This window comes from Haloarcula sp. JP-Z28, from assembly GCF_011440255.1.
Taxonomy (GTDB): Archaea; Halobacteriota; Halobacteria; order Halobacteriales; family Haloarculaceae; genus Haloarcula; species Haloarcula marismortui.
The window spans coordinates 41,928-64,079 of sequence record NZ_JAAOHT010000013.1 but is presented as its reverse complement, the minus strand read 5'-3'; the positions used below and the strand labels follow the sequence as shown (position 1 = coordinate 64,079).

Below are 22,152 nucleotides of genomic sequence, written 5' to 3'. Positions count from 1 at the left end.
GCCGTCAGCGAGTTACCACGTTTCTATCGTCCCGTCCCTGATGTCTTCGACACAGCCCTGACAGTCCGGACTTTCTGCGTCGTAGCACACTGGCCGCCGTTGCTCGTCCATCGACACCGCGCGGTACTCGGCGTGGCGGCGACAGACGATTCGGGCCCGTCCTTCCTCATCTCTGGGCAGGCCGGCTTCTGCCGACCGCTTGCCGTTCTTGTAGGCCTTCTTCGCATCGGAGAGTTGCTGCTCGGCCGACCGCAAGGTATCCCGGATGAACCGTGCGAGTCGGTCGTCGTCGGCCATACTGACCGTTGTGTCCGGCCACAAATCAATCTTCTCGCGTGGCTCGCACGACGTGACTTCGGGGGTCCGATATCCACATTCACTTTCACTCCGCTGGGCGAGTATTTATAACCAAAGGCGACCAACCGTCGATTGTCTCCCAACGAAAACCAGGCGGAGACAGTGAAAGCCAATGACTGAGTCAGATCTGCGTACCCACGCGACAGAGATACACGAGCAGTTTTCCGACCAGCTAGAGATCGACGTCGACGACGTTATCGAACGTCTCGATACGCTGGTGAACGATTATCAGGTCCCCATCAGTGAGGCCCGCCGGAGTGTCGTCAACACGTACCTTGACGAGGCTGGCATGGACCGCGACCAGCTAGGTGGCGGCGATGGCGGCGGCAACGAGCAGGTGAACGTCGCTGATGTCGACGCCCCCGAGGAGTGGGTCGATGTCCGCGCGACGGTCGTCGAACTCTGGGAGCCACGCGCCGACGCCGTTGCGCAGGTCGGCCTGCTGGGCGATGAAACGGGCACGATCAAGTTCACGAAGTGGTCGAAGTCCGACCTTCCGTCGCTCGAAGAAGGCAAGTCCTACGCCCTGCGCAACGTCGTTACCGACGAGTACCAGGGTCGCTTTTCGGTGAAGCTCAACCGGACGACCACTATCGAGGAACTTGACGAGGCAATTGAGGTCGGCGACGACAGCGTCGAGGCCGACGGCGCACTGGTTGACATCCAGTCGGGCTCCGGGCTCATCAAGCGCTGTCCGGAGGACGACTGCACGCGCGTCCTCCAGAACGGCCGCTGTAGCGAACACGGCGAGGTTGAAGGCGAGTTCGACCTCCGAATCAAGGGCGTCCTCGACGACGGCGAGGAGGTCACCGAGGTCATCTTCGACGAGGACGCGACCGAGGAGCTGACCGGCATCGCCCTCGAAGAGGCGAAGGAGATGGCGATGGACGCGCTCGACACCACCGTTGTCGCCGACGAGATGCGACAGAAAATCCTCGGCCGGTACTACCGCGTCCGCGGTCCGACGTTTGGCCGCTACTTGCTCGCCGACGAGCAGGAGCGACTGACCGGGGCCGTGGATGCAGACGAGATTCTCATCAAAGCGAGGTCGATCTAAATGGCGAGTACACCCACCCGCGAGGTCGCACGGCGCGTCTTCGCACGCGAGTTCAACGACGCAAGCTACACGTTCAAGGAATCCGACGACGACCGCGCGCCGGTGTACGTCCTCTTGCCGACCGGCCAGCGCGCCAACCGCGTGTTCCTGGTCGGCACCCTCACCGAGACCGAGGATGTTGGCGAGGACAGCGAGTACTGGCAGGGACGAGTCGTCGACCCCAACGGCGACACGTTCTTCATGTACGCCGGGCAGTACCAGCCCGACGCGGCGTCGATGCTGCGCGAACTGGAACCGCCGGCCTACGTCGCTGTCGTCGGCAAGCCACGCACCTACGAGACCGACGAGGGCGAAGTGAACGTCTCGATTCGCCCCGAGTCCATCTCGAAGGTCGACGAAGCGACGCGGGACCGCTGGGTCGTCGAAACGGCCGAGCGAACGCTTGACCGGGTCAAGCGGTACAAGGAAGCCGACATGGAGGACCCGGCCACTGACGAGTATATCTCGATGGCTGACGAGGAATACGACCAACTGTCAATCGAGAACTATCGGCAGTCGGTCGTCGGCGCGCTGGAGAGTCTGCAGGACGAGCAGGCCGAAGCCAGCGCGGACTGACCGCGGCGCAGTCGTCTATTTTTGCTGCTGGTGAGTGGTCCGCTGCTACGGCTCCAGTAGCTCGATTCGGTTCCCCTCTGGGTCGACGACGAACATGATAGTCGTCCCGCTTTCGGTCGTTTGCGGGCCGCTGAGCGTCTCAACGTCGTCGGGCAAGCGGTCGGCGACGGCGTCGAGGTCGTCGACTTCCAGACCGGGATGGGTCGCCCCCGGGCGATTGAGGTCGGGGTCGGGCATTTCCTCGCCCTCGGGTTCGTAGGTCGCCAGTTCCAGACGCACGTTGCCGGCGTCGAGGTGGACCAGTTCGGCGCTGGCTCCCTCAATGTCGACAGCGGCTCCAAACGCCTTGTCACCGACGGAAAAGCGAGTCACTACGTCAAGCCCCAGCACGTCCCGGTAGAACTCGACCGCGCGGTCCAGATTGCTGACGATGATACCGAAGTGGTGGCCAGTTGCGTCGATGTCTGTCGCCATCTCTGCCGATACCGAGGTCGGCCGGCGGTTAAATCACAGCGGTTCGACTGTCGTCAGAGACGGCCACCAAGGGACCGGTCCGGTAGCGTCTGACAAACGATTAAATACGTTGCTGCTAAAACAGTACATAACTATGGGCAACAAAAACAAGACTATCTCCTTTCGCGTCAGCGAGGACAAATTCGAAACCCTCCGCGAAATCGCCGAGGAGCGCGATATCTCGCTGTCCGCAGTTTTTCGTGACTACGTCGACACGCTTGTTTCCCACGACGGTCAGGTGAAGGTCGCGCCGGAACACGAGTTCGAGGACGACGCAACCGAGACTAGTACCGAGAGCTTCCCGCCGAAAGTCGAAGTTCCGAAGAGCTTCGTCCGCGAGCACGAGCGACTCGAACTCGAAGCCGAACACCTCCGCGAACAACTGGAAGAACACAAGCGTTACGTCACCAAACTCCGCCAGCAACTCGACGAGATGGACCAAGACGAGGTCATTCACCTCGAAGACCTCGACCAGGGCGAAGAGGAGGACGCCTCCTATCGCATCGGCAGCTTCGACGACCTAGAGTAACCGCTGGCGCTTCTGTTGTACGTCTTCGGCCACGTCGTCGCGCCCATCGACGTCGGCCAGAGTTTCCACGGCTTCTAACGTTCTGACGGAGTTATCGAGGAAGGACAGCACGTCGCCCGGATAGGCATACAGCATGTAGTCATCGCTCATCACGTCGACGATTGCGTCCGGCCCCATCCCCTGCTCGCGCAGTTCCAGCAGGTACGAAATGAACTTCCGCTCAGCACAGCCACAGTGGGGGTTGGCCTCACAGTCACAGTCCAGGAAATCCTCCGCGAAATCCAGAACTCGCTCTCTGGAGGCTTCGTCGAGCTTTGCCAGCCCCTCGCCCTGAAAGAGGATGTCCAGCGTCGCCCCCTTGAACGCCCCTTTCGGGAAACTCGTCTCTAGCTGGGAGGCGAGTTGCTGGTGGTTCTTGACGTAAATCTTGTCCGTGATGGCCACGCGTGCCCTTCCATACGTGTCGCCTGTGTAAAAGCGTCTCGAAGCACCTGATGGGTTTCGAAGCCAACCCCGAACCGCCGTGCCACCGCTGTCACGCGCTCTCACGACTCACTGGTTTCCAGATTCGTAACGTATTTCTGTTCCAGCGGAATATCTATAGTTGCTTCAATAGCGTGTCCGGGCTGGGGTAGTGGCATCCTTTAGCCTTGTGGTGGCTAAGAGGCGGGTTCAATTCCCGCGCCCGGACTTAGACCTTTTACCCGCTTATTTCGATACTTTCAGCGTTTCGTAGGTTTTCATTTTCATTTTGGTCCCGGTTCTTTATGAAGTGTCAGGGAGTGCTATTTTTCAATGGTAATCCACGATTGTCCCTCATGTAACCGGACGTTCGACTCTAAACGCGGCCTCGGGGTTCACCACAGCAGCACGCACGGCGAACGCCTGCCAAACCGGGAGTGTGATCGTTGCTCGGATACATTTCATTCTGAATACGAGAAACGCTACTGCTCTGGCGAGTGCCGCGACGCTGCAGTCTCCTTTTCTGGGGCTGACAACCCGAACTACTCCGATGCAAAAGAGGAGACTTCCTGTGACAACTGCGGCACGACTTTCGAGTACTACCCATCCGAGAAGGAGGGGTGTTACTGTCCGGACTGTGTCGAGGACGCCGAGTGGCGACACACGCGACAGATTTCCGGGGCTGACAACCCGAACTGGAGTGGTGGAAAGCTCAAGCTTGACTGTTCTATCTGTGATAGCCCCGTCGAGCGATATCCCAGCGACGTGACTGGCGAAGTCGTCCTTTGCAGCCGCGACTGCCACGCCGCGTGGCTCTCCGAGGCGTTCACTGGTGACGGCCATCCGAACTGGCGCGGCGGTGGCGTCGGCGACTACGGGCCGGGATGGCGGGCAGTACGCGAGCAAGCCCTGGTGCGGGACGACCACGCTTGCGTGCTGTGTGGCACTGATTCCGACGAACTGGGTCGGAACCCGGACGTCCATCACATCGTGCCGGTTCGGTTGTTCGCCGTGATGCCAGCGCTCGCCGTCCGGGACGCACACACGCTGGACAACGTCGTCTCGCTGTGTCCGGGCTGTCATCGTCGAGCCGAGTTCGGTCACGTTTCGCGGGCGGAGTTGCGCTGGCGGGCCGGTATCTCCCGGGTGGAAGCCCCCGTCGCAGGCGGCACGACGGTGTAATCGGACCGGAATCTACACAATCAGTCCGGCCGCCAGTAGGCGTATGTCACCGACCGTTGACGAACTGCGGAACGAGATTCGCGAGGCTGTCGGGCGGTACGAACGCCCGGTTTCGACGGCCTTTACCAAGGAAGCTCTGGCGGCTATCTGCGGGGCTGTCGGGTACGATATCGACCCCGACCGGTTGCCGTCGAAACCACAGATGCGGGCGGGAATCCTCCGGCAAATCGGCGAGCGGGACGACGATGACCCGGCGGACGCGGAACAGCCCTTCCGGAAGGGGGAACTCGAAGCGATTGCTGCGGCGCTGTCTGACGAGTGATGTAGTCCGTTGACTGCGATGACCACGCCGGTTGCTCCAGCAGCCGTTCGAATGCGGAAATATTTGCATCTCGACAGCGAACTAACTAGTATGGGACGCAACCGCTCCCCGACGTTCAAGAACAGGCAGGCTGCTGGACAGCGGCTGGGAGAGGCGTTGCGTGAGCGGGACATCACAGTCGACATCGTCCTCGCAATTCCGCGCGGTGGGCTGCCAATCGGGCGGCCCGTCGCCGACGCGCTGGACGCGCCGCTAGACATCGCGGTCGCAAAGAAGATCGGCGCACCGAACAACCCCGAGTACGCTATCGGCGCCGTCGCCGCGGACGGAGCGGTCTGGCTCAACACCGATGTCATCGAGCAACGCGAGATACCCCGTGACTACGTTGCGAGCACACGAGCGGAGATGGCGGAAGCCGCTCGGCAGAAGGCCCAGCGCTACCGCAGTTCGGAGTCGTCGCCGACACTTACCGGGAAGCGAGTCTGCCTCGTCGACGATGGTGTGGCGACGGGGGCAACGGCGCGGGCCTGTATCGAGCAGATTCGACAGGCGGACCCCGAACGACTCGTGCTCGCGGTCCCGGTGGCCTCGCCGCGGGCGATGTCGGACCTCGAAGCGCTGGTCGACGAAGTGGTCTGTCTGGAAAGGCCGTCGGCGTTTCGCGCTGTCGGCCAGTACTACGAGCAGTTCGAGCAGGTCTCCGACGAGGCGGCGATGTCGTATCTCGCCGAGAAGTGACCGCTACCGCTCGATTCTTGATTCCGGCCGGACGGTCTCGGTTTCTGACTCGCCGATGGCGGTGTAGTCGCTGCTTGATTTGATAATCGAAAGTGCTGTCATGATGTCAGACCGGGTGAGTAGTCCCTCGAAGGAGCCGTCCTCGTCAGTGACGAGCAGGCGACCAACGGAGTTCTGCTGCAGCGAGGTCAGCGCGTCCATCACGTCGGTCTCCGGACTGATTGTGATGATTTCCGTCGTCATCACGTCGCCGACGGTGTAGGCCTCGCGCTCGACTTCCTGAACGGCGCGGGCGTCTTCGAGCGTGACGAGGCCGACGACCTCGCCGCTGCGCTTGACCGGATAGCCGGTGTGGCGCTCCCTGAACATCGTCTGAATGAGTTCCCGGACAGACATATCGTCGGCGACTGTCGTGACGTGGTCCGCTGGGGTCATCACGTCCGCGACGGTGACGCCCTCGAACGCGGCCCGCATCGAGGTCTGGCGGGACTCGCCCGCCGCCCCGATGTAGATGAAGAACGCCAGCCCGGCGAGGAAGATATTCCCGAGGACGAAGATGCCAAACAGGCCGAGAAAGACGGCGAATATCTTCCCGACTTCGGCGGCGATTGTCGTCGCTCGGGCGTAGGACCGCCGGCGGGCGAGCAGCGCACGCAGGACACGGCCGCCGTCCATCGGGAAGCCCGGGAGCATGTTGAACGCCGCCAGCGCGATGTTCATTAGCGCGAGATAGCCGAGGATGAACCGTGCCGATTCGATGGCTGTTGCCGCGCCGCTCGGGAGAATCTGGAACGCGACGTAACAGACAGCGCCGACAGCAATGCTGACGATGGGGCCGGCGATGGCGATGACAAGCGCCTGTTTCCAGTCTTCGGGCATCTCGCTGAGTTGGGCGATGCCGCCGAACAGCCAGAGCGTGATGGAATCGATCGGGAAGCCATAGCGGATAGCGACGAGGGAGTGGCCGAGTTCGTGGAGGACGACGCCGGTGAACAGGCCGAGGGCCGCACCGATGCCGAGTACCCAGACGAGCGCGCCGTCGGTAAGGACGGCCGCGTCCAGCCCGGCGTTCAACGTCCTGTTCAACAGCTCAGTCGTCTGTTCGATCTGTGTCCCGATAATCCAGGCGAACAGCGGTAGCACGAGGAGAAACGTCAGGTCCAACTGGATGGGGATTCCAAACGCGCTTCCGATGCGAAACCGGCGCATATCGGGAGGTTGACGCGGGACGGTCTTAAGCCCCCTTGGCGGGACTGCCATGGTCACCGCCGCCGGTACGCCTTTGCGCCGAGCCCGCGATGGACCGCACATGAGCGACCCACTGATTCGCCGCGCGGACGACATTGCGTACGAGGCCGTCGACGCAGCTGACGGGCTTGAAAAGGGCGTCCTCATCGGCGAGGAGAGCGGCGGCGGCAACCTCGCAATCCGTCGCTTCACGCTCGCCCCCGGCGGCAGCGTGCCGAAACACACCAACGACATCGAACACGAGCAATACGTCCTTGCTGGCCGGTACACCGTCGGCATCGAGGGCGATGAGTACGCCGTCGGGGCGGGCGACAGCCTCCATATCCCCGCTGGCGCTGTCCACTGGTATCGTAACGACGGCGACGAACCGGGCGCGTTTCTCTGTGCGGTTCCCGCCGGCGATGACGAAATCAAACTGCAAGAGTGACTGCTAGCATGTGCATCTACCACAGGCGTAGCAACAACTGAGCACCAGAGCGCCCAACACAGAGCCGACTACCCAATCCAGGCCGGGTGGGACCGAAAGAGGCGAGCCGCTGGGCGTTCGAGACGACGTAAGCACCGCAGGGAGTGCAACGACCGAGGAGCGCAGCGAGTCGCAGTAGTCCAGCGGCTCGGGGCTTTCTGGCTGTTCGAAACCGTAGCCGCGTGATTCGTCCCGCTCACAGCTAGTCCGAACCGCTCAAGTAGCGCAGTCGCCACTAGATAATTGTGTCACAGCAGGCCGCACAGGTAGAGACCCTGTTCCTCCACGAACACGGCGAGGAGTTCCGCGTCGCCGCCCACCGGGACGGCGAGCGGCTCTTCCACGGAATCCTCGAACTGAAAGAGACCGACGCCGGCCCCCGCCCGCGTCGGCTCCGTGTCAAGGACGGGACCAGCGAGGAGCTTCGCTCGCCCGACCAGTTCGTCGACCTCGCTCGCCGTGCGGCCCGCATTCGTATTTCAGAGCAGACTGCTCCGCGTGCACGCGAGCGCGTCCGAGAGATGCTCGATGCCTACCAGATTGAGGCCAAGGTCGTCCGGACCTGCCGGCTGTGTGCCTCCGACGGGCGCTACTCACCGATTACCAGCGAGACGGCTATCGAGACCGACAACGAGACAATCTGTCCGGAGTGCGCTCGCCAGCAACTCGACCGCGAACTCGCCTACAAAGGAAACATCGGCGGCGACGCTCGCGACCGGCTCGAAGAGCTGCTGCTCGAAGTGCAGGACCTCGACCGGGTGACGAACCTCCTGTCGGGCCAACTGGACCCGGACCTGACGAAGTTCGACGAGATTTCGGCCACCGTCGACGAGGTCGACCCCGTTCGCGTCGATTCGCTGGACCTCCATCCCGGGATGCAGGAGCATCTCGAATCCCGGTTCGATACACTGCTCCCGGTCCAGAGTCTCGCCGTCGAGCACGGGGCCACGGAGGGCCGCGACCAGCTCGTCGTGAGCGCAACGGCGACGGGGAAAACGCTCATCGGCGAAATGGCCGGCATCGACCGCGTCCTGAACAACAAGGGTACGATGCTGTTTCTCGTCCCGCTGGTCGCCCTTGCGAACCAGAAATACGAGCAGTTTCAGGACCGCTACGGCGACATGGTCGACGTGTCGCTGCGCGTTGGCGCGAGCCGCATTGCTGACGAAGGCGGGCGCTTCGACCCCGAAGCCGACGTTATCGTCGGGACCTACGAGGGCATCGACCACGCGCTCCGGACCGGCAAGGACCTCGGTACTGTTGGGACCGTCGTCATCGACGAGGTCCACACGCTCGGGGAGGACGAGCGGGGCCACCGGCTCGACGGGCTGATTTCCAGACTCAAATACTACTGCGAGTCCGGTGGCGCACCGGATAGCGGCGACACGCAATGGATCTATCTCTCGGCGACGGTCGGCAACCCCGGACAGCTGGCCGACCAGCTCCGGGCGACGCTCATCGAATTCGAGGAGCGACCGGTTCCAATCGAGCGCCACGTCACGTTCGCCGACGGCCGCGAGAAGATCGAGACCGAAAAGAAGCTCGTCAAGCGGGCCTTCGACAACAAGTCGAGCAAGGGGTACCGCGGCCAGACTATCATCTTCACGAACTCTCGGCGGCGTTGTCACCAGATTTCACGCAAACTGGAGTACAGTTCTGCGCCGTACCACGCCGGACTGGACAACCGGAAGCGCCAGCGGGTCGAGCGGCAGTTCGCCGATCAGGACCTCGCAGCGGTCGTGACGACGGCGGCGCTGGCTGCCGGAGTCGACTTCCCCGCCTCGCAGGTCATCTTCGACTCACTGGCGATGGGTATCGAATGGCTCACAGTCCAGGAGTTCAGCCAGATGCTCGGCCGGGCCGGCCGCCCGGACTACCACGACAAGGGGACCGTCTACATGCTGGTCGAGCCTGATTGTTCGTACCACAACAGCATGGAGATGACCGAAGACGAAGTGGCGTTCAAGCTGCTGAAAGGCGAGATGGAGCCGGTCATCACCCGCTACGACGAGGGCGCAGCCGTCGAAGAGACGCTGGCTAACGTCACCGTCGCCGGCAAGCAGGCCAAGCGGCTCAACGACCGGATGGTCGGCGAGGTGCCGACGAAACACGCGCTGGGGAAACTGCTCGAATACGAGTTTATCGACGGCCTCTCGCCGACGCCGCTTGGCCGGGCTGTGACCCGGCATTTCCTCGCGCCCGACGAGTCTTTCCAGTTGCTCGACGGCATCCGCAAGGGACAGCATCCCTACGAAATCGTCGCCGACATGGAATTACGCGACGAGCACTGAGCGGTCCGCGCCCGTCCAACCTGTCGGCTGAATATCCTTTCGGCGTACATTCTTGTAGCGGCACGTACTTCCGGTGTCCATGGGCCTGTTCGATAGGATCCGTCGTGCCGTCGGTGGCGATGACTCGTCGACCGACGGGGACGAGCGGACGGCAAAGGATAACGGGCCGTCCGACGATGGGCCGGACCGCCTAGACACGGCGGCGCTTGACCCGACGACGTTCCGGGAGTACGCCAAGAACGTCGTCGATGGCGCGGACCCGCTGACATTCGACCCCGATGCGCTTGCCCGCCTCGATACGGCCATCGAGGAGAGCTACGGCGGCGAGACCGTCGGCGACGCCGCGGGGACGACGACCTACACCGAGAACACGGTTCGGTTCGGGAGCTATCTCGGTGAACTCCTCGTGCGGGCGTACGACGGCGAGTGGGTCCAGTCCGACGGCCGATGGGGCGTTACCGTTTCCGGCCCGGACGACGAGGTGACCGTCGCGGTGTTCGACGTGGCCGCCCGCTCGTTCGGCGACGAGCCGGTGTTTGCGGCTGTCGTGACACGTCTGGAATCCGAACTGGCACTGGATAGCATACAGACTCCCGACGGTGACGGACGGGCAGATTTGGAGGCAGATGAAACCAACGCTGACAGCGTCGTCTCCGAGCCGACGCGGATCGTTAGCCGTGTTGGTGATGCACAGGCGGACGAGCGAGGTGAGGCACCTGCCGGCGATACCACTGATTCTGAGCCGTCTCAAGCTGTCGAAACGGAGCCGACCCGCATCATCAAACGGGTCGAATCCGAGTCGGAAGCTGATGCCCGGTCGGACGACACCGACCCCACGCCCGTCGCCAGTGCGGTTGATGACGAACCGGAGAACGAGCCACCGCGGGGCAGTGACGACCCCGACAGCAACGAGAGCGCAGATTCCGATACAACTGATTCAGTGTCAGATGGTGCTGGTAGCGAGCCGCCAGCCACTGCAGCTACCGAAGAAGAATCGATTGCCGATCCGAGTGACAGGCCGGCGGCTGACGACACCGCCCCAGAACGGTCAGTAGATGACACCGCCACAGAGTGGTTGGCTGATGACACTGCTGATGAGCAGCCAACAGTTGAAACGCTGGTCGAGGAGTCAGCCGTCGATGATTCTGCGGATGAACCGGCCGCTGATACGACTGATGCTGTCGAAACAACGACCGATGCGGCCGCAGCCGACGAGCCGGTTGCGTATATCGATGAAGCGGAGTCGTCGTTCGATAGTGCCACAGCGTCCTCCTCTGATGAAACGCCAGCGGCCGAGACACCGTCCGAAGACTCGGCTGTCGACTCCCGCGATGAGGATGGAACCGATGACACCACGCCCGCGCGGGCGGCAACTGACACAGCCGACGACGAAGCAGCGACGGACACAGCCGCTGACGAAGCAGCGACGGACACAGCCGACGACACATCGTCCGACACATCGATGAACGACGAACCGACCCGCGATAGCTCGCCGGATGCGTTGTCAGATGCCGTTCCAGACGCAGAGGCGGCTGCCGAAACGACGGCTGATGAGTCACCTGCAGGCATCGCCGACACGAGGGTCGATGATACCCCGGCAGCCGTTTCGGACTCTGACACCACGGAGCTGTTTGATGACAGTCCCAACACATCGGCTCCTGTCGCAGATGTCAAGGCGACCGATACCAGCGAGCACGCAGCGTCACAGGACGTAACCGCTGACGAGACGGCTGCGACAGCAGACACCGACGAGAGTGACCTATCTGCACCCAGTGACAGCGATTCGACCGCTAGCTCGATGGCCCGCTCGTGGGAATCCGGCACGGTCCGGGCGGACCACGCCGACACCGCTGTCGAGTTCGCTGACTTCTGGGGCGAGCACGACCTCGATTTCTCGCCGGCCTCGCTTTCGCGGCTTGACGACCTAGTCGACGCCGAGTGGGACGACGAGCGCTTCGCCGAGACGACCTTCGGGAGCGACGCGTCGTTCGACGACCGCGCGTTCACCAGCGTCGTGCGAGAACTCGGCGGCTACTTCGGCGAAGTCCTCGTCCGGCACCTCGATGGCGACTGGACCGACGAGACGGACCACGAAGCGGCCGTCGTCGTCGGTGGGCCGGCCGGGCAGTTCGCAGTCCCTGTCTTCGAGGTCGCGATAACGTCGCTCAGAAAACAGGCGGTGTTTGGCCGGAGCTACGACGCCCTGCTCGACGATCTTGGTCGTGAGGCGCCGGCACGGTGAGCGATGTGAGTCCCGGTCCGTCGTTTCCCCGCTGTTGCTAGTCAGACAGGGGGAGGACAGCCGTGCTCCCACAGTCGGGACACTCGTCGTGATCCGTGTAGAGGCGCGTTTCACACTCGCTGCACTGGTGGGTGGCCTCGTCGTCAGACGCCTTTTCGACTTCCTGCTTCAGCGTCTCGACTTTCCGACCGATATCGTTGAAAAGGCTCATTATGATACGTTCGGCCCGGACAGGCATAAACGTCGGCTGCGGTTCCGGGTCGCGTGAGGATGTCGCCACTCGCAAACGACCCATCCTTTTGTCACTGGCGGCGCAGGGGCCAGACGTGTCGCTGCCACCTCTCACGCCGGGGATGTTGTTCGTGTTTGCGGTCATTGTCGCTGCGCTGGTGCTGTTTGCGACGGAGGCGCTGCCCGTCGATGTGACCGCTATCGCCGTTATGGTCGCGCTGATGCTGGCCGAGCCAGCAACGACTCTGGCGGCTGATGCCGGACTCATTGCCGAGCCGGTGTACGTGTTACATCAGGCCGGTGACGGGATTTCGCCGCTGGATCGTGGGCTTTCCGGCTTTGCCTCGACGGCGACGATAACGGTGCTTGCGATGTTCATTCTCTCGGACGGCGTCCAGCGGACCGGGATCGTCCAGATTCTCGGCGCGAAAATCGCCTCGCTGACCGGAGACAGCGAAACGAAACAGCTCAGTGCGACCGTCGGGCTGGTCGCGCCTATCTCCGGGTTCATCAACAACACTGCCGCCGTTGCCATCCTCCTGCCGATGGTCACTGACATCGCACACAAGGGCAAGCTCTCGCCGTCGAAACTACTGTTGCCGCTGTCCTATGCTTCGATGTTCGGCGGAATGCTGACGCTCATTGGGACGTCGACGAACATCCTCGCCTCGCAGCTCTCGGCGGAACTGATCGACCAGCCGTTCAGTATGTTCGAGTTCACCCAGCTCGGCATCATCGTGACCGTCATCGGAACGGTTTATCTTCTTACCGTCGGGCGCTATCTGGTCCCGTCGCGGATTCCGGTCGAAGAGGACCTCACCGAGGAGTTCGAGATGGGTGAGTATCTCACCGAGGTCGTCGTTCGCGAAGACTCCCCGCTCATCGGGCAGACTGTCGACGAGGCGCTCAGAGTTTCGGCGTTTGACGTGGACATCGTCCAGTTGGTCCGTGAGAAACGCACGTTCCTCGAACCGCTCGGCCAGAAATCCATTCGGGCCGGTGATGTCTTCGCCGTTCGGACGGACCGAGACACGCTCGTCGACCTCCTCGATGTCGAAGGGCTGGACATCATTCCGGATGTCGAGGTCGACGACGCGGAACTGGAAACCGCAAACGAGCGGAAAAACCTCGTTGAGGTTGTCGTCGCCCCCGGCTCCTCGCTTATTGGCGAGACACTCGTCTCCACGAACTTCCGCCAGCGCTACGACGCGACAGTGCTGGCGCTTCGCCACGGGCAGGAGCTGTACCGCCAACGAATGGACCACGTTACACTCCGCATCGGCGATACGCTTCTGGTGCAGGCCACTCCTGAAAGCATCGACCGTCTCAACCGTAACAACGACTTCATCGTCGCCCAGGAGGTCGCACGCCCGGATTTCCGGCGGTCGAAGATTCCCGTCGCTATCGGCATCGTCGCTGCTGTCGTCGGCGTCGCGGCGCTGACGCCGGTTCACATCGTCATTTCGGCGCTCGGCGGCGCGCTGGCGATGGTGCTCACTGGCTGTCTCCGCCCCCCGGAGCTGTACGACGCCGTCCAGTGGGATGTCATCTTCCTGCTCGCCGGCGTCATCCCGCTTGGTACCGCACTACAGGAGACTGGCGGCGCTGACTTGCTCGCGGAGCTGTTCGTCATGGGCGCTGGCAGCGTCCTTACCGCTGGGGGCGGCCTCGCTGTTGTCCTTGGACTCATGTACCTCGTTACGGCGCTGCTGACGAACATCATCTCGAACAATGCCTCTGTCGTCCTGATGATCCCGGTCGCCATCGAAACCGCCCAGCAACTGAACGCCAGCGCCTTCGCCTTCGTCCTCGCCGTCACTTTTGCCGCCTCGACGGCGTTCATGACGCCGGTTGGCTATCAGACCAACCTCCTTGTCTATGGTCCCGGTGGGTACCGATTCACCGATTATCTGAAGGTTGGTGCGCCGCTACAGGCCGTATTCGCCGTCGCAACGACGCTTGGCATCGCGTATTTCTGGGGCCTCGCTCCCGCGTGACATGGCCGTCTCGCAACGAAACGCTTTACAGGCTGTCGAATCGAGAGAGTAGTACGGGATCGTGGGGTAGCTTGGTAACCTTCGGGCCTTGGGTGCCCGCGCCCCTAGTTCAAATCTGGGCGATCCCATACCTGCGATAACGAACGCGGCCTTTCTGCCGCGTCTACCGCTACTTCTCTAGCAGCCTGTCTTGCCAGCCCCTTGCTGTCATCGCCACTCCCACTCGTAGCCGCGGCCCGTCCTCACCACTATGCCCGTACCGACTCCCCGGGCGACACTGCAAAAAGAAGCCGTCGCGATGTCACACCGCGCTAGTCGCCAGTCCCGTCAGGGGCGGAACGCGTGGCGTGTTATCGCTGGCCTCCGACATCGCTGTGGTCGTCCTCCCTGCTACTGGTGTCGAACTCGTCGACGGTCGCGGCCAGCGAGTCGGCACGGTCGCGGAGTTCGTCCGCGCTCTGGGCGATTTCAGCGACGGACGCGGACTGCTCTTCGGCGGCCGCCGATACCTGCTCGGCGTCTTCCGTCACGTTCTGGCTGATCTCGGACACTCCGTCGACGCGGTGGACGACGCTCTGCGTTGCGTCGGCCTGGTCCTCGGTGGCGTCCGCAATCTCCTGAATCCCATCGTTGGCGTTCTCGATTGCGTCGACAGTGTCCGCTATCGCGTCGGCAGCCTCGCGGACAGTCTTCACACCGGTGTCGATGTGGTCGCTGGTCGCGCGGATGTCCGTGACAGTCTCGTCGGTCTCCGTCTGCACGGCCGCGATTTCGGCCTCTATCTCTGCGGCCGCCTGTTTCGTCTCCTCCGCGAGGTTCTTGACCTCGTCGGCGACAACGGCGAAGCCCTCGCCGTCTTTGTCGGCACGGGCGGCCTCGATGTTGGCGTTCAGGGCGAGCATATTCGTCTGCTCGGCGATATCCGAGATGAAGTCGACAATCTCGCCGATGTCGTCCATCCGCTTCTGTAGCGCGAGAATCTGGTCGACCGCGTCTGCCGAGCGGGACTCGATTTCCGCCATGTCGTCAATGGCTGACTCGGCGGCTTCCCGGCCCGTTTCGCCACGGTCGACGGCTTCCCTGGCCGTCTCTGCGACCGTCGTCGATGACGCTGCGACTTCCTCGATGCTCGCCGATAGCTCGTCCATTTCGGCGGCAGCCTCCTCAAGGTCGTCGTGCTGTCTGATAGCGCCGTCGGCGATCTCCTGTATGCGGTCACTGACGGTCTGGCTCGTCGTCTCGATTTCTTCGGCCCCAGTTGCGACCTCGATTGTGGCATCTGCGACTTCGTCGGCGAACGCCGCGACCTCACTGACGGTGGCTTCGAGCCCGTCGAGCATTGCGTTGAACTCCACTGCGACTTCTCGCATTGCCGTCTCCTCCGCGTCTTCGTCGAGTCGCTTCGTGAGATCACCGTCAGCGATCTCCTGCATCACCGCGCTGTACTCGGTAGCGCGCTCCTGAAGCCGCTGGCTGGCTTCCTCCGCCTCAGCCCGTGCGTCCTCCGCTTCCGTGCGGAGCTCCTCGGCCTCCGACCGCGCCGTCTTCGCTTCCTCAACCGCATCCTCCGCTTCCTGAATGCGGTTCTGCAGAGAGATCCGCATATCGTCAAACGTCCCGTAGAGCCGGCCGATTTCATCGGCGCGGTTCGTCGAGAGGTCGACATCGAAGTCGCCGGCCTCGATGCGTTCAGCACGGTCTCGTAGCTTCTTCAGGGGGTCGACCGTGCGTTTCCCGAGCACGAGGCCGACAGCCGACAACGAAACGAGTGCCAGCAGGACAAGCAGTCCGACCGTCTGCCCGACCGTATCCCGGACACTGAACGCCTGTGCCGTGTCTAGACTGGTCACTGTGACCCAGTTCGTGGTCGGGACGGGCGCGAACGCGTACACGCGACCATCGGACACCGCTGTCACCGGGGCTGCAGTGCCGTTCGCGTCGCGGATTGCCGCGAGGCTCTCACTGTGGGTGGCAGCATCGAACTCGCGGTCGATGTTCAGTACCGTCTCGTCGTTGGTGTTCAGAATCGTGGTTTCCTTCGTCGAATTCGTATCGCTGAGCCGGTCGACCTGACTCTGGATACGCGTGACGACGACGAGGTGCGAGCCGTCACGCTTCGGGACCGAGCTCGCGAACGCCATCACGGGCTCGTCGTTGAGGACCGGCGAGCGGTACGACCGACTACTCGACCAGACCTGTGTGTTGTTGCCGGGCCCCTCCGGCACTTCGGCGGCCGTCCACGGCGCGTCAAGTTCGGACAGCGACCGTCCCTCTAGCGGGAGTTCCGTGCTGGCGACTACCTCGCCACGGGATTCGTTTACGAGGTGCATACTGACAACGTCGTCAGGCAGTAACTGGTCCTGCAGCAGGATGTACGCCGCAGCGCGCCGGTCGCTCCGGAGTGGTTCACCCTGCGAAATGGACCGGGTGTGCGTGCGTTGCTGTTCGACCCACGAGCCGATAGAGTCCCCCTCCAGCTGGCTGGTCTCGGCGAGCTGTTCGGTTGTCTGTTGCTCGACTGCTGTGGATGTCGCCTGAAACGTGAACGCGCCGGCGCCCGCGATGACGAGCAACACGGCGAGGAACGCAACAGCAAACTTCGCAGCGAACCGTTGCCGTATGAATTCGGGAGCGACTCGATCAAGCGCGCTCGCCAGTCCGTCGAGCGGACCGCCCGCCATCAGGCACCACCCGTGTTGGAGCGCTCAGTGGGCACGACGATGTCGCCGGCGGCGATTTGCTCCCGCGATGTCGACAGCGCCTCCCTGATATCGTCGGGAATTGCCGGCTCGAGGGAGGTGCCATAGACGACGCCGACGCCGTCACTATCAAGCCCGAGCGAGACAACCTCACCAGCGGGGAGGTTGTCCGCGACCGTCGCCGTCGCCGCGTCGTAGACCGCAACGTTCACTCGCTTGACCATGCTCGCGAGTACGACATCCGCGTACCGAGGGTTACTCCGGGACTGGTCTGAGTCCACCCCGATTGCGTACCGGCCATGAGCCTGTGCGGCCTGGAAGATACCAACACCTGCGCCACCCGCCGCGTGGTAGACGATGTCCGCTCCATTGTCGTACATCTTGGCTGCGATGTCCCGAGCGCCCTGCACGTCGTCGAAGTTCCCGAGGTACTCGGTGAGGACATCAACGCCTGTGTTAGCGTACTCGACGCCGGCTCTGAAGCCGGCCTCGAACTTGTGGATGAGCGGCTGGTCGAGGCCGCCGATAAACCCGACTGTCGTCTCTTCCGGGTTCGTCGCACCCGCACCGAGGTCGACATCTCTGGTTGTGAGCAGCCCAGCGAGGTTCCCGGCCTGAAACGACCCCTCGTGTTCGCGGAACACGTAACTCGCCACGTTGTCTGCATCCACGACAGAGTCGACGATCATGAACTGCTGGTCCGTGTACTCCGATGCAGCCTCAGATAGCCCTTCAGCCTGCAGAAATCCGATACAACAGATAAGGTCGTATGACGGACTCGTCGAACTCGCCAGTTCGGCCTGTATTTCGCCGAACCCGGCGACATTGGTTGGCTCGTGGTTCGTGTACTCGACCCCGTCATCGAGGCGTGCGCGCTGAATGCCGCGGTTCGCAGCATCATTGAACGAGCGGTCATCGAGCCCACCCAGCGCGTACACCATTCCGACAGTCGCCGCCGCATCGCTCTCGTCGATGCCACTGGCAGTTGCTTCTTGACTGTCGCTGGCCCCCTCGTCTCCCTGTCCGCTCCCTCCGAAGCCGCCCGCACAGCCGGCGAGTGCTGCGGTCGCGGCCGCGCCGCCGCTGGCGAGGAGCTGACGTCTTGTAATATTGTGATTGCGCACGATTATTCTACTCTGAGTGAATCAACTATACCAGCAAAAACCACGGGGCCCAATTCTCGACAGTGATACTGATACCGTCCTCGTGCCGCCTTATTTTAGTTCCACCCCGGTTTGCGAACCTTCTTAGGCCAGTGGGCATAACCACTGTCCACTCAAATGGCGACCGCCGAGAACACCGAACTCATCGACCGCTTCGAGGAGTTCTACCGCAACTACTACCGCAACGAGATCGGTGAGCTCGCCCAGAAATATCCGAACGACCAGAAATCGCTGTATATCGACTGGGACGACCTCTATCGTTTCGACCCGGATCTGGCCGACGACTACCGGACAAAGCCAGAGCAGATTCAGGAGTACGCCGAGGAGGCCCTTCGGCTGTATGACCTCCCGGTTGATGTCTCACTCGGGCAGGCCCACGTCCGCGTTCGGAACCTTCCCGAGTCCGAGGACATCCGTGACCTGCGCCATGAACACCACGGCAACCTCGTCGCCGTCCGTGGTATCATCCGGAAAGCGACCGATGTACGCCCGAAAGTCATCGAGGCGGCCTTCGAGTGCCAGCGCTGTGGCACGCTCACGCGTATCCCCCAGACCGCCGGTGACTTTCAGGAACCGCACGACTGCCAGGGCTGTGAACGACAGGGGCCGTTCCGGCTCAACACCGACCAGTCCCAGTTCATCGACGCCCAGAAGCTCCGTGTGCAGGAATCTCCCGAGGGACTGCGTGGTGGGGAGACGCCCCAGTCAATCGACATCAACATCGAGGACGACATCACGGGCCACGTCACCGCCGGTGACCACGTCCGCGTGACCGGTATCCTCAAACTCGACCAGCGGGGCAACGACAACGAAAAGTCCCCGATGTTCGACATCTACATGGAAGGCGTCAGCGTTGAAATCGAGGACGAGCAGTTCGAGGACATGGAGATCACCGACGCTGACAAGACGGAAATCGTCGAACTCTCCAGCGAACCCGACATCTACGACAAGATGGTCGGGGCCATCGCCCCCTCTATCTACGGCTACGAAAAAGAGAAGCTCGCGATGATGCTCCAGCTCTTCTCCGGCGTAACGAAGGAGCTACCTGACGGATCTCGAATACGTGGGGACCTCCATATGTTGCTGATAGGCGATCCGGGGACGGGGAAATGCGTCCACGGTGACACGCGGGTAACTCTCGCAGACGGCCACGAACGGCCGATACGAGAGGTCGTTGAATCAAACTTAGATGATCCCAAACCAGTCGACGACGGCGTGTGGGACACTGTTGATTTCGATGTCCCCTCACTCCAATCCGATGGAACAGTAGCCACGCAAAACGCGACCAAGGTTTGGAAGCGCGAGGCACCGGAGACACTGTATCGGATACGAACCGCGACTGGTCGTGAACTCGATGTAACCCCGTCCCATCCACTGTTCGTCCAATCTGACGGCCGGTTCCAGGCCAGGAAAGCCGAGGAATTAGAGAGCGAGACACACGTTGCCGTTCCACGGAAGGTTTCCACAAATGCCTGTAACGAACTGGATGTCACGTTCCGACAATCACAGGCCCACAACAGAATCGATCCTGACCTTCCACCGCAGTGGACACCCGAACTGGCCCGTCTGATCGGTTATATTGTTGCCGAGGGGTACGTCGAGCAACGTCCGGATAACACGGGGTATGTTTCGATAACCAATAACGACCGCGAAGTTCTCGATGACGCGAAATCTGTTCTGGAGACACTGAACCTCAACGTTACGGAACGGAGTTCACACGAGGGGAAGACCGCCCGCGAACTGTTGTGTTCTGCCGGCGAGTTCGTGAGCTTCCTCGCATCTCTGGACGAAACGTTGCTCCAGTCCTCGGCGGAGAGACGCGTTCCGCAAGATATCATGCGAGCCAGCGACAACGTTGTCACCGGATTTATTCGAGGCTATATCGAGGGAGAGGGACACGTTTCGACATCACAGAGAGAGATTACTGTTGCTTCGATGAGTAAACCGCTGCTGGAAGACGTTCGAACCTTGCTCGTCACACAGGGAATCACGGCACAACTCCAACCCCGGAACAACGGCAGCTACCGGCTTCGAATCTCCGGGCAGTCTTTCCACGACTACGCCGAACAAATCGGATTCATCACAGCGCGAAAGACCGAAGCGTGCCGGCAATTCGAGGGAACCCACGGAAATACGAATCTTGATATTGTCCCCAATCTGGGTCCGGAACTCCGTCGCATCCGGGAAGCACTTGGACTGACCCAATCCGAGTGCGGCCTTCCGCGTTCGACGTATCAACACTACGAGCGGGGACGCCGAAACCCAAGCCGTGACAGTCTCGAATCGGTTCTCGATGCCTTCGAGACGCGGTTGGCTGAGATGAACAATGACACACCTATCAGCGACACTGCGCGTAGCGACGGCGGCGGAACGGGGTCACTCCGTCAAGACCTGAACGGACTCGCTGCACTCGTCGAAGGTGACATCGCGTGGGACCGGATCGAATCGATAGAACCCATCGAACACGATGAAAAGTGGGTCTACGACCTCGAAATCGAGGGGACACACAACTATCTCACTAACGGAGTTGTCTCGCATAACTCACAGATGCTGTCATATATCGAGAATATTGCGCCCCGATCTGTCTACACCTCCGGCAAAGGGTCATCAAGTGCGGGGCTTACCGCAGCCGCCGTTCGTGACGACTTCGGCGACGGCCAGCAGTGGACGCTGGAAGCGGGCGCGCTCGTACTCGCAGACCAGGGTATCGCCGCTATCGACGAACTCGACAAGATGTCTCCGGAAGATCGGTCTGCGATGCACGAAGCGCTGGAACAGCAGCGTATCAGCGTCTCGAAGGCTGGAATCAACGCGACACTCAAATCCCGCTGTTCGCTGCTGGGCGCGGCTAACCCGAAGTACGGTCGTTTCGACCAGTACGAGCCTATCGGCGAGCAGATCGACCTCGAACCGGCGCTCATCTCCCGGTTCGACCTCATTTTCACCGTGACGGACAAGCCTGACGAAGAAAAAGACCGGAACCTCGCCGAGCACATTATCCAGACCAACTACGCCGGTGAACTCCACACGCATCGGACGGAAAATCCCACGTCGAATTTCAGTGAGGAGGAGGTTGGGACCGTCACCGAAGAGGTTGCGCCGACTATCGAGCCGGACCTTCTCCGGAAGTACGTCGCCTACGCGAAGCGCAACTGCTTCCCGACGATGACCGAGGAGGCGAAATCGCGCATCGAAGACTTCTACGTCGACCTGCGGCTCAAGGGGCAGGACGAGGACGCACCGGTGCCGGTCACCGCCCGGAAACTGGAGGCGCTGGTCCGGCTTGCCGAGGCGTCCGCTCGAATTCGGCTGTCTGATACCGTCGACGAAGCTGACGCCGACCGGGCGGTCGACATCGCCCACTACTGCCTGAAGGAGATCGGCGTCGACCCCGAAACCGGCGAGTTCGACGCCGACGTGGTCGAAACCGGCCAGTCGAAGACTCAGCGCGACCGCATCCAGAACATCAAAGGCATCATTTCCGACATCGAGGACGAGTACGATGAGGGCGCACCCGCCGACGTAGTCATCGAACGCGCCGAGGAGGTCGGCATCGACGAGTCGAAGGCCGAACACGAGATTGACAAGCTGAAACAGAAAGGCGAGGTGTACGAACCTCGGACGGATCACCTTCGGACAACCTGATATGGACCGTATCTCCGCACTCCGCAACATCGAGGAGGCGCTGGCCGAGTTCGAGGCAGGGTCACGGTCGCTCAGTGACCTCGAACGGGACGTTCGTGGGACGCTCCGGACCTATGCGACTGAGTTCGAGGGCGACCTGCAGGCCTATCGGGCAAACGGTGGAGCCACCGTGGATGGTCTCGTCGTCCTCGCACCGTCTGAGACAGCGGCCCGCGAGCGGGTTCAGGACCTCGTCTCAGATGCCGGCGAATTCACCGTCACAGTCGTCGAGTAGACCTTTTCGAGCAGTGTGAGTACTGTCGGCACATTCCACACCTCCCCTACAGTACTGACTCCCGAGTCCGCCTGCCCCTATCTTTCTTGGCGACTAGCATATATATTCAGTCTACTGCCCA

19 protein-coding genes and 1 tRNA gene are annotated in these 22,152 nt (G+C 62.0%); 13 read left to right on the top strand and 7 right to left on the bottom strand.

The window, feature by feature from the left end:
• Positions 1-12: 12 nt before the first annotated feature.
• Entirely contained in the window at positions 13-297 is a 285-nt protein-coding gene (locus tag G9463_RS07770) for a hypothetical protein (RefSeq protein WP_004960042.1), read from the bottom strand.
• A gap of 172 nt (positions 298-469) precedes the next feature.
• Between G9463_RS07770 and G9463_RS07765 the strand changes: the two genes are divergently transcribed.
• Together G9463_RS07765 and G9463_RS07760 are read left to right on the top strand one after the other, a co-directional pair.
• Positions 470-1,414, top strand: a complete 945-nt coding sequence (locus G9463_RS07765; protein WP_011224400.1) for a replication protein A — start codon at positions 470-472, stop codon at positions 1,412-1,414.
• A complete protein-coding gene (locus G9463_RS07760; RefSeq protein WP_004960047.1) occupies positions 1,415-2,029 on the top strand; it encodes an RPA family protein in 615 nt (204 codons plus the stop codon).
• A 45-nt stretch (positions 2,030-2,074) separates the two neighbouring features.
• Here G9463_RS07760 and G9463_RS07755 read toward each other — a convergent pair whose 3' ends face one another.
• The gene (locus tag G9463_RS07755; RefSeq protein WP_121302156.1) at positions 2,075-2,503 is read right to left on the bottom strand and encodes a VOC family protein; all 429 of its coding nucleotides are present in this window, start codon (positions 2,501-2,503) and stop codon (positions 2,075-2,077) included.
• A 133-nt stretch (positions 2,504-2,636) separates the two neighbouring features.
• On the opposite strand from G9463_RS07755, the gene G9463_RS07750 reads away from it, so the two are divergent.
• Positions 2,637-3,071 carry a CopG family transcriptional regulator gene (locus G9463_RS07750; protein ID WP_004515935.1) on the top strand — a complete coding sequence of 145 codons (435 nt, stop codon included), beginning with the start codon at positions 2,637-2,639 and terminating at the stop codon, positions 3,069-3,071.
• Here G9463_RS07750 and G9463_RS07745 read toward each other — a convergent pair.
• Entirely contained in the window at positions 3,063-3,515 is a 453-nt protein-coding gene (locus tag G9463_RS07745) for a DUF5814 domain-containing protein (protein ID WP_004590290.1), read from the bottom strand. The two genes, G9463_RS07750 and G9463_RS07745, sit on opposite strands and share 9 nt — an antisense overlap.
• 351 nt (positions 3,516-3,866) lie before the next feature.
• Here G9463_RS07745 and G9463_RS07740 point away from each other — a divergent pair, with 351 nt between their 5' ends.
• The 3 genes from G9463_RS07740 to G9463_RS07730 all read left to right on the top strand — a co-directional run bounded on the left by G9463_RS07740 (position 3,867) and on the right by G9463_RS07730 (position 5,775).
• The gene (locus G9463_RS07740; protein ID WP_165896396.1) at positions 3,867-4,715 is read left to right on the top strand and encodes an HNH endonuclease; all 849 of its coding nucleotides are present in this window, start codon (positions 3,867-3,869) and stop codon (positions 4,713-4,715) included.
• 43 nt (positions 4,716-4,758) lie between these two features.
• Positions 4,759-5,037 (top strand): hypothetical protein, encoded by a 279-nt coding sequence (locus G9463_RS07735; protein ID WP_165896395.1) that lies wholly within the window; start codon positions 4,759-4,761, stop codon positions 5,035-5,037.
• Between the two features lie 90 nt (positions 5,038-5,127).
• Complete coding sequence (locus G9463_RS07730) at positions 5,128-5,775, top strand: phosphoribosyltransferase (protein ID WP_165896394.1); 648 nt, start codon at positions 5,128-5,130, stop codon at positions 5,773-5,775.
• A gap of 3 nt (positions 5,776-5,778) precedes the next feature.
• Here the strand turns inward: G9463_RS07730 and G9463_RS07725 are convergent, their stop codons facing one another.
• Entirely contained in the window at positions 5,779-6,984 is a 1,206-nt protein-coding gene (locus G9463_RS07725) for a CBS domain-containing protein (RefSeq protein WP_165896393.1), read from the bottom strand.
• A gap of 100 nt (positions 6,985-7,084) precedes the next feature.
• Here G9463_RS07725 and G9463_RS07720 point away from each other — a divergent pair, with 100 nt between their 5' ends.
• The 3 genes from G9463_RS07720 (at position 7,085) to G9463_RS07710 (ending at position 12,022) form a co-directional block, all read left to right on the top strand.
• Positions 7,085-7,450, top strand: coding sequence for a cupin domain-containing protein (locus G9463_RS07720; RefSeq protein WP_165896392.1), 366 nt, complete (start codon positions 7,085-7,087; stop codon positions 7,448-7,450).
• Positions 7,451-7,734: 284 nt separating this feature from the next.
• Positions 7,735-9,780, top strand: a complete 2,046-nt coding sequence (locus G9463_RS07715; RefSeq protein WP_165896391.1) for a DEAD/DEAH box helicase — start codon at positions 7,735-7,737, stop codon at positions 9,778-9,780.
• Positions 9,781-9,859: 79 nt separating this feature from the next.
• The gene (locus G9463_RS07710; RefSeq protein ID WP_165896390.1) at positions 9,860-12,022 is read left to right on the top strand and encodes a hypothetical protein; all 2,163 of its coding nucleotides are present in this window, start codon (positions 9,860-9,862) and stop codon (positions 12,020-12,022) included.
• Between the two features lie 37 nt (positions 12,023-12,059).
• Here G9463_RS07710 and G9463_RS07705 read toward each other — a convergent pair whose 3' ends face one another.
• Positions 12,060-12,233, bottom strand: a complete 174-nt coding sequence (locus tag G9463_RS07705; protein WP_164734752.1) for a hypothetical protein — start codon at positions 12,231-12,233, stop codon at positions 12,060-12,062.
• A gap of 142 nt (positions 12,234-12,375) precedes the next feature.
• Between G9463_RS07705 and G9463_RS07700 the strand changes: the two genes are divergently transcribed.
• Positions 12,376-14,250 carry an SLC13 family permease gene (locus G9463_RS07700; protein WP_165896401.1) on the top strand — a complete coding sequence of 625 codons (1,875 nt, stop codon included), beginning with the start codon at positions 12,376-12,378 and terminating at the stop codon, positions 14,248-14,250.
• 55 nt (positions 14,251-14,305) lie between these two features.
• Positions 14,306-14,378: transfer RNA gene (locus G9463_RS07695), tRNA-Pro, on the top strand.
• Between the two features lie 222 nt (positions 14,379-14,600).
• Here the strand turns inward: G9463_RS07695 and G9463_RS07690 are convergent.
• Positions 14,601-16,931, bottom strand: a complete 2,331-nt coding sequence (locus G9463_RS07690; protein WP_165896389.1) for a methyl-accepting chemotaxis protein — start codon at positions 16,929-16,931, stop codon at positions 14,601-14,603.
• Entirely contained in the window at positions 16,931-18,073 is a 1,143-nt protein-coding gene (locus tag G9463_RS07685) for a BMP family protein (protein WP_165896388.1), read from the bottom strand. The genes G9463_RS07690 and G9463_RS07685 overlap by 1 nt, the downstream gene beginning before the upstream one ends.
• Before the next feature lie 156 nt (positions 18,074-18,229).
• On the opposite strand from G9463_RS07685, the gene G9463_RS07680 reads away from it, so the two are divergent.
• Positions 18,230-21,757, top strand: a complete 3,528-nt coding sequence (locus G9463_RS07680) for an LAGLIDADG family homing endonuclease (protein WP_165896387.1) — start codon at positions 18,230-18,232, stop codon at positions 21,755-21,757.
• Between the two features lies 1 nt (position 21,758).
• Positions 21,759-22,031 carry a hypothetical protein gene (locus G9463_RS07675; RefSeq protein WP_004960088.1) on the top strand — a complete coding sequence of 91 codons (273 nt, stop codon included), beginning with the start codon at positions 21,759-21,761 and terminating at the stop codon, positions 22,029-22,031.
• Positions 22,032-22,152 lie beyond the last annotated feature (121 nt).

Excerpts from the sequence above, each read along its gene's own strand:
- G9463_RS07770 (WP_004960042.1), bottom strand. The coding sequence starts at position 297 with ATGGCCGACGACGACCGACTCGCACGGTTCATCCGGGATACCTTGCGG.
- G9463_RS07765 (WP_011224400.1), top strand. The coding sequence starts at position 470 with ATGACTGAGTCAGATCTGCGTACCCACGCGACAGAGATACACGAGCAG.
- G9463_RS07760 (WP_004960047.1), top strand. The coding sequence starts at position 1,415 with ATGGCGAGTACACCCACCCGCGAGGTCGCACGGCGCGTCTTCGCACGC.
- G9463_RS07755 (WP_121302156.1), bottom strand. The coding sequence starts at position 2,503 with ATGGCGACAGACATCGACGCAACTGGCCACCACTTCGGTATCATCGTC.
- G9463_RS07750 (WP_004515935.1), top strand. The coding sequence starts at position 2,637 with ATGGGCAACAAAAACAAGACTATCTCCTTTCGCGTCAGCGAGGACAAA.
- G9463_RS07740 (WP_165896396.1), top strand. The coding sequence starts at position 3,867 with ATGGTAATCCACGATTGTCCCTCATGTAACCGGACGTTCGACTCTAAA.
- G9463_RS07735 (WP_165896395.1), top strand. The coding sequence starts at position 4,759 with ATGTCACCGACCGTTGACGAACTGCGGAACGAGATTCGCGAGGCTGTC.
- G9463_RS07730 (WP_165896394.1), top strand. The coding sequence starts at position 5,128 with ATGGGACGCAACCGCTCCCCGACGTTCAAGAACAGGCAGGCTGCTGGA.
- G9463_RS07725 (WP_165896393.1), bottom strand. The coding sequence starts at position 6,984 with ATGCGCCGGTTTCGCATCGGAAGCGCGTTTGGAATCCCCATCCAGTTG.
- G9463_RS07720 (WP_165896392.1), top strand. The coding sequence starts at position 7,085 with ATGAGCGACCCACTGATTCGCCGCGCGGACGACATTGCGTACGAGGCC.
- G9463_RS07710 (WP_165896390.1), top strand. The coding sequence starts at position 9,860 with ATGGGCCTGTTCGATAGGATCCGTCGTGCCGTCGGTGGCGATGACTCG.
- G9463_RS07705 (WP_164734752.1), bottom strand. The coding sequence starts at position 12,233 with ATGAGCCTTTTCAACGATATCGGTCGGAAAGTCGAGACGCTGAAGCAG.
- G9463_RS07700 (WP_165896401.1), top strand. The coding sequence starts at position 12,376 with ATGTTGTTCGTGTTTGCGGTCATTGTCGCTGCGCTGGTGCTGTTTGCG.
- G9463_RS07690 (WP_165896389.1), bottom strand. The coding sequence starts at position 16,931 with ATGGCGGGCGGTCCGCTCGACGGACTGGCGAGCGCGCTTGATCGAGTC.
- G9463_RS07680 (WP_165896387.1), top strand. The coding sequence starts at position 18,230 with ATGGCGACCGCCGAGAACACCGAACTCATCGACCGCTTCGAGGAGTTC.
- G9463_RS07675 (WP_004960088.1), top strand. The coding sequence starts at position 21,759 with ATGGACCGTATCTCCGCACTCCGCAACATCGAGGAGGCGCTGGCCGAG.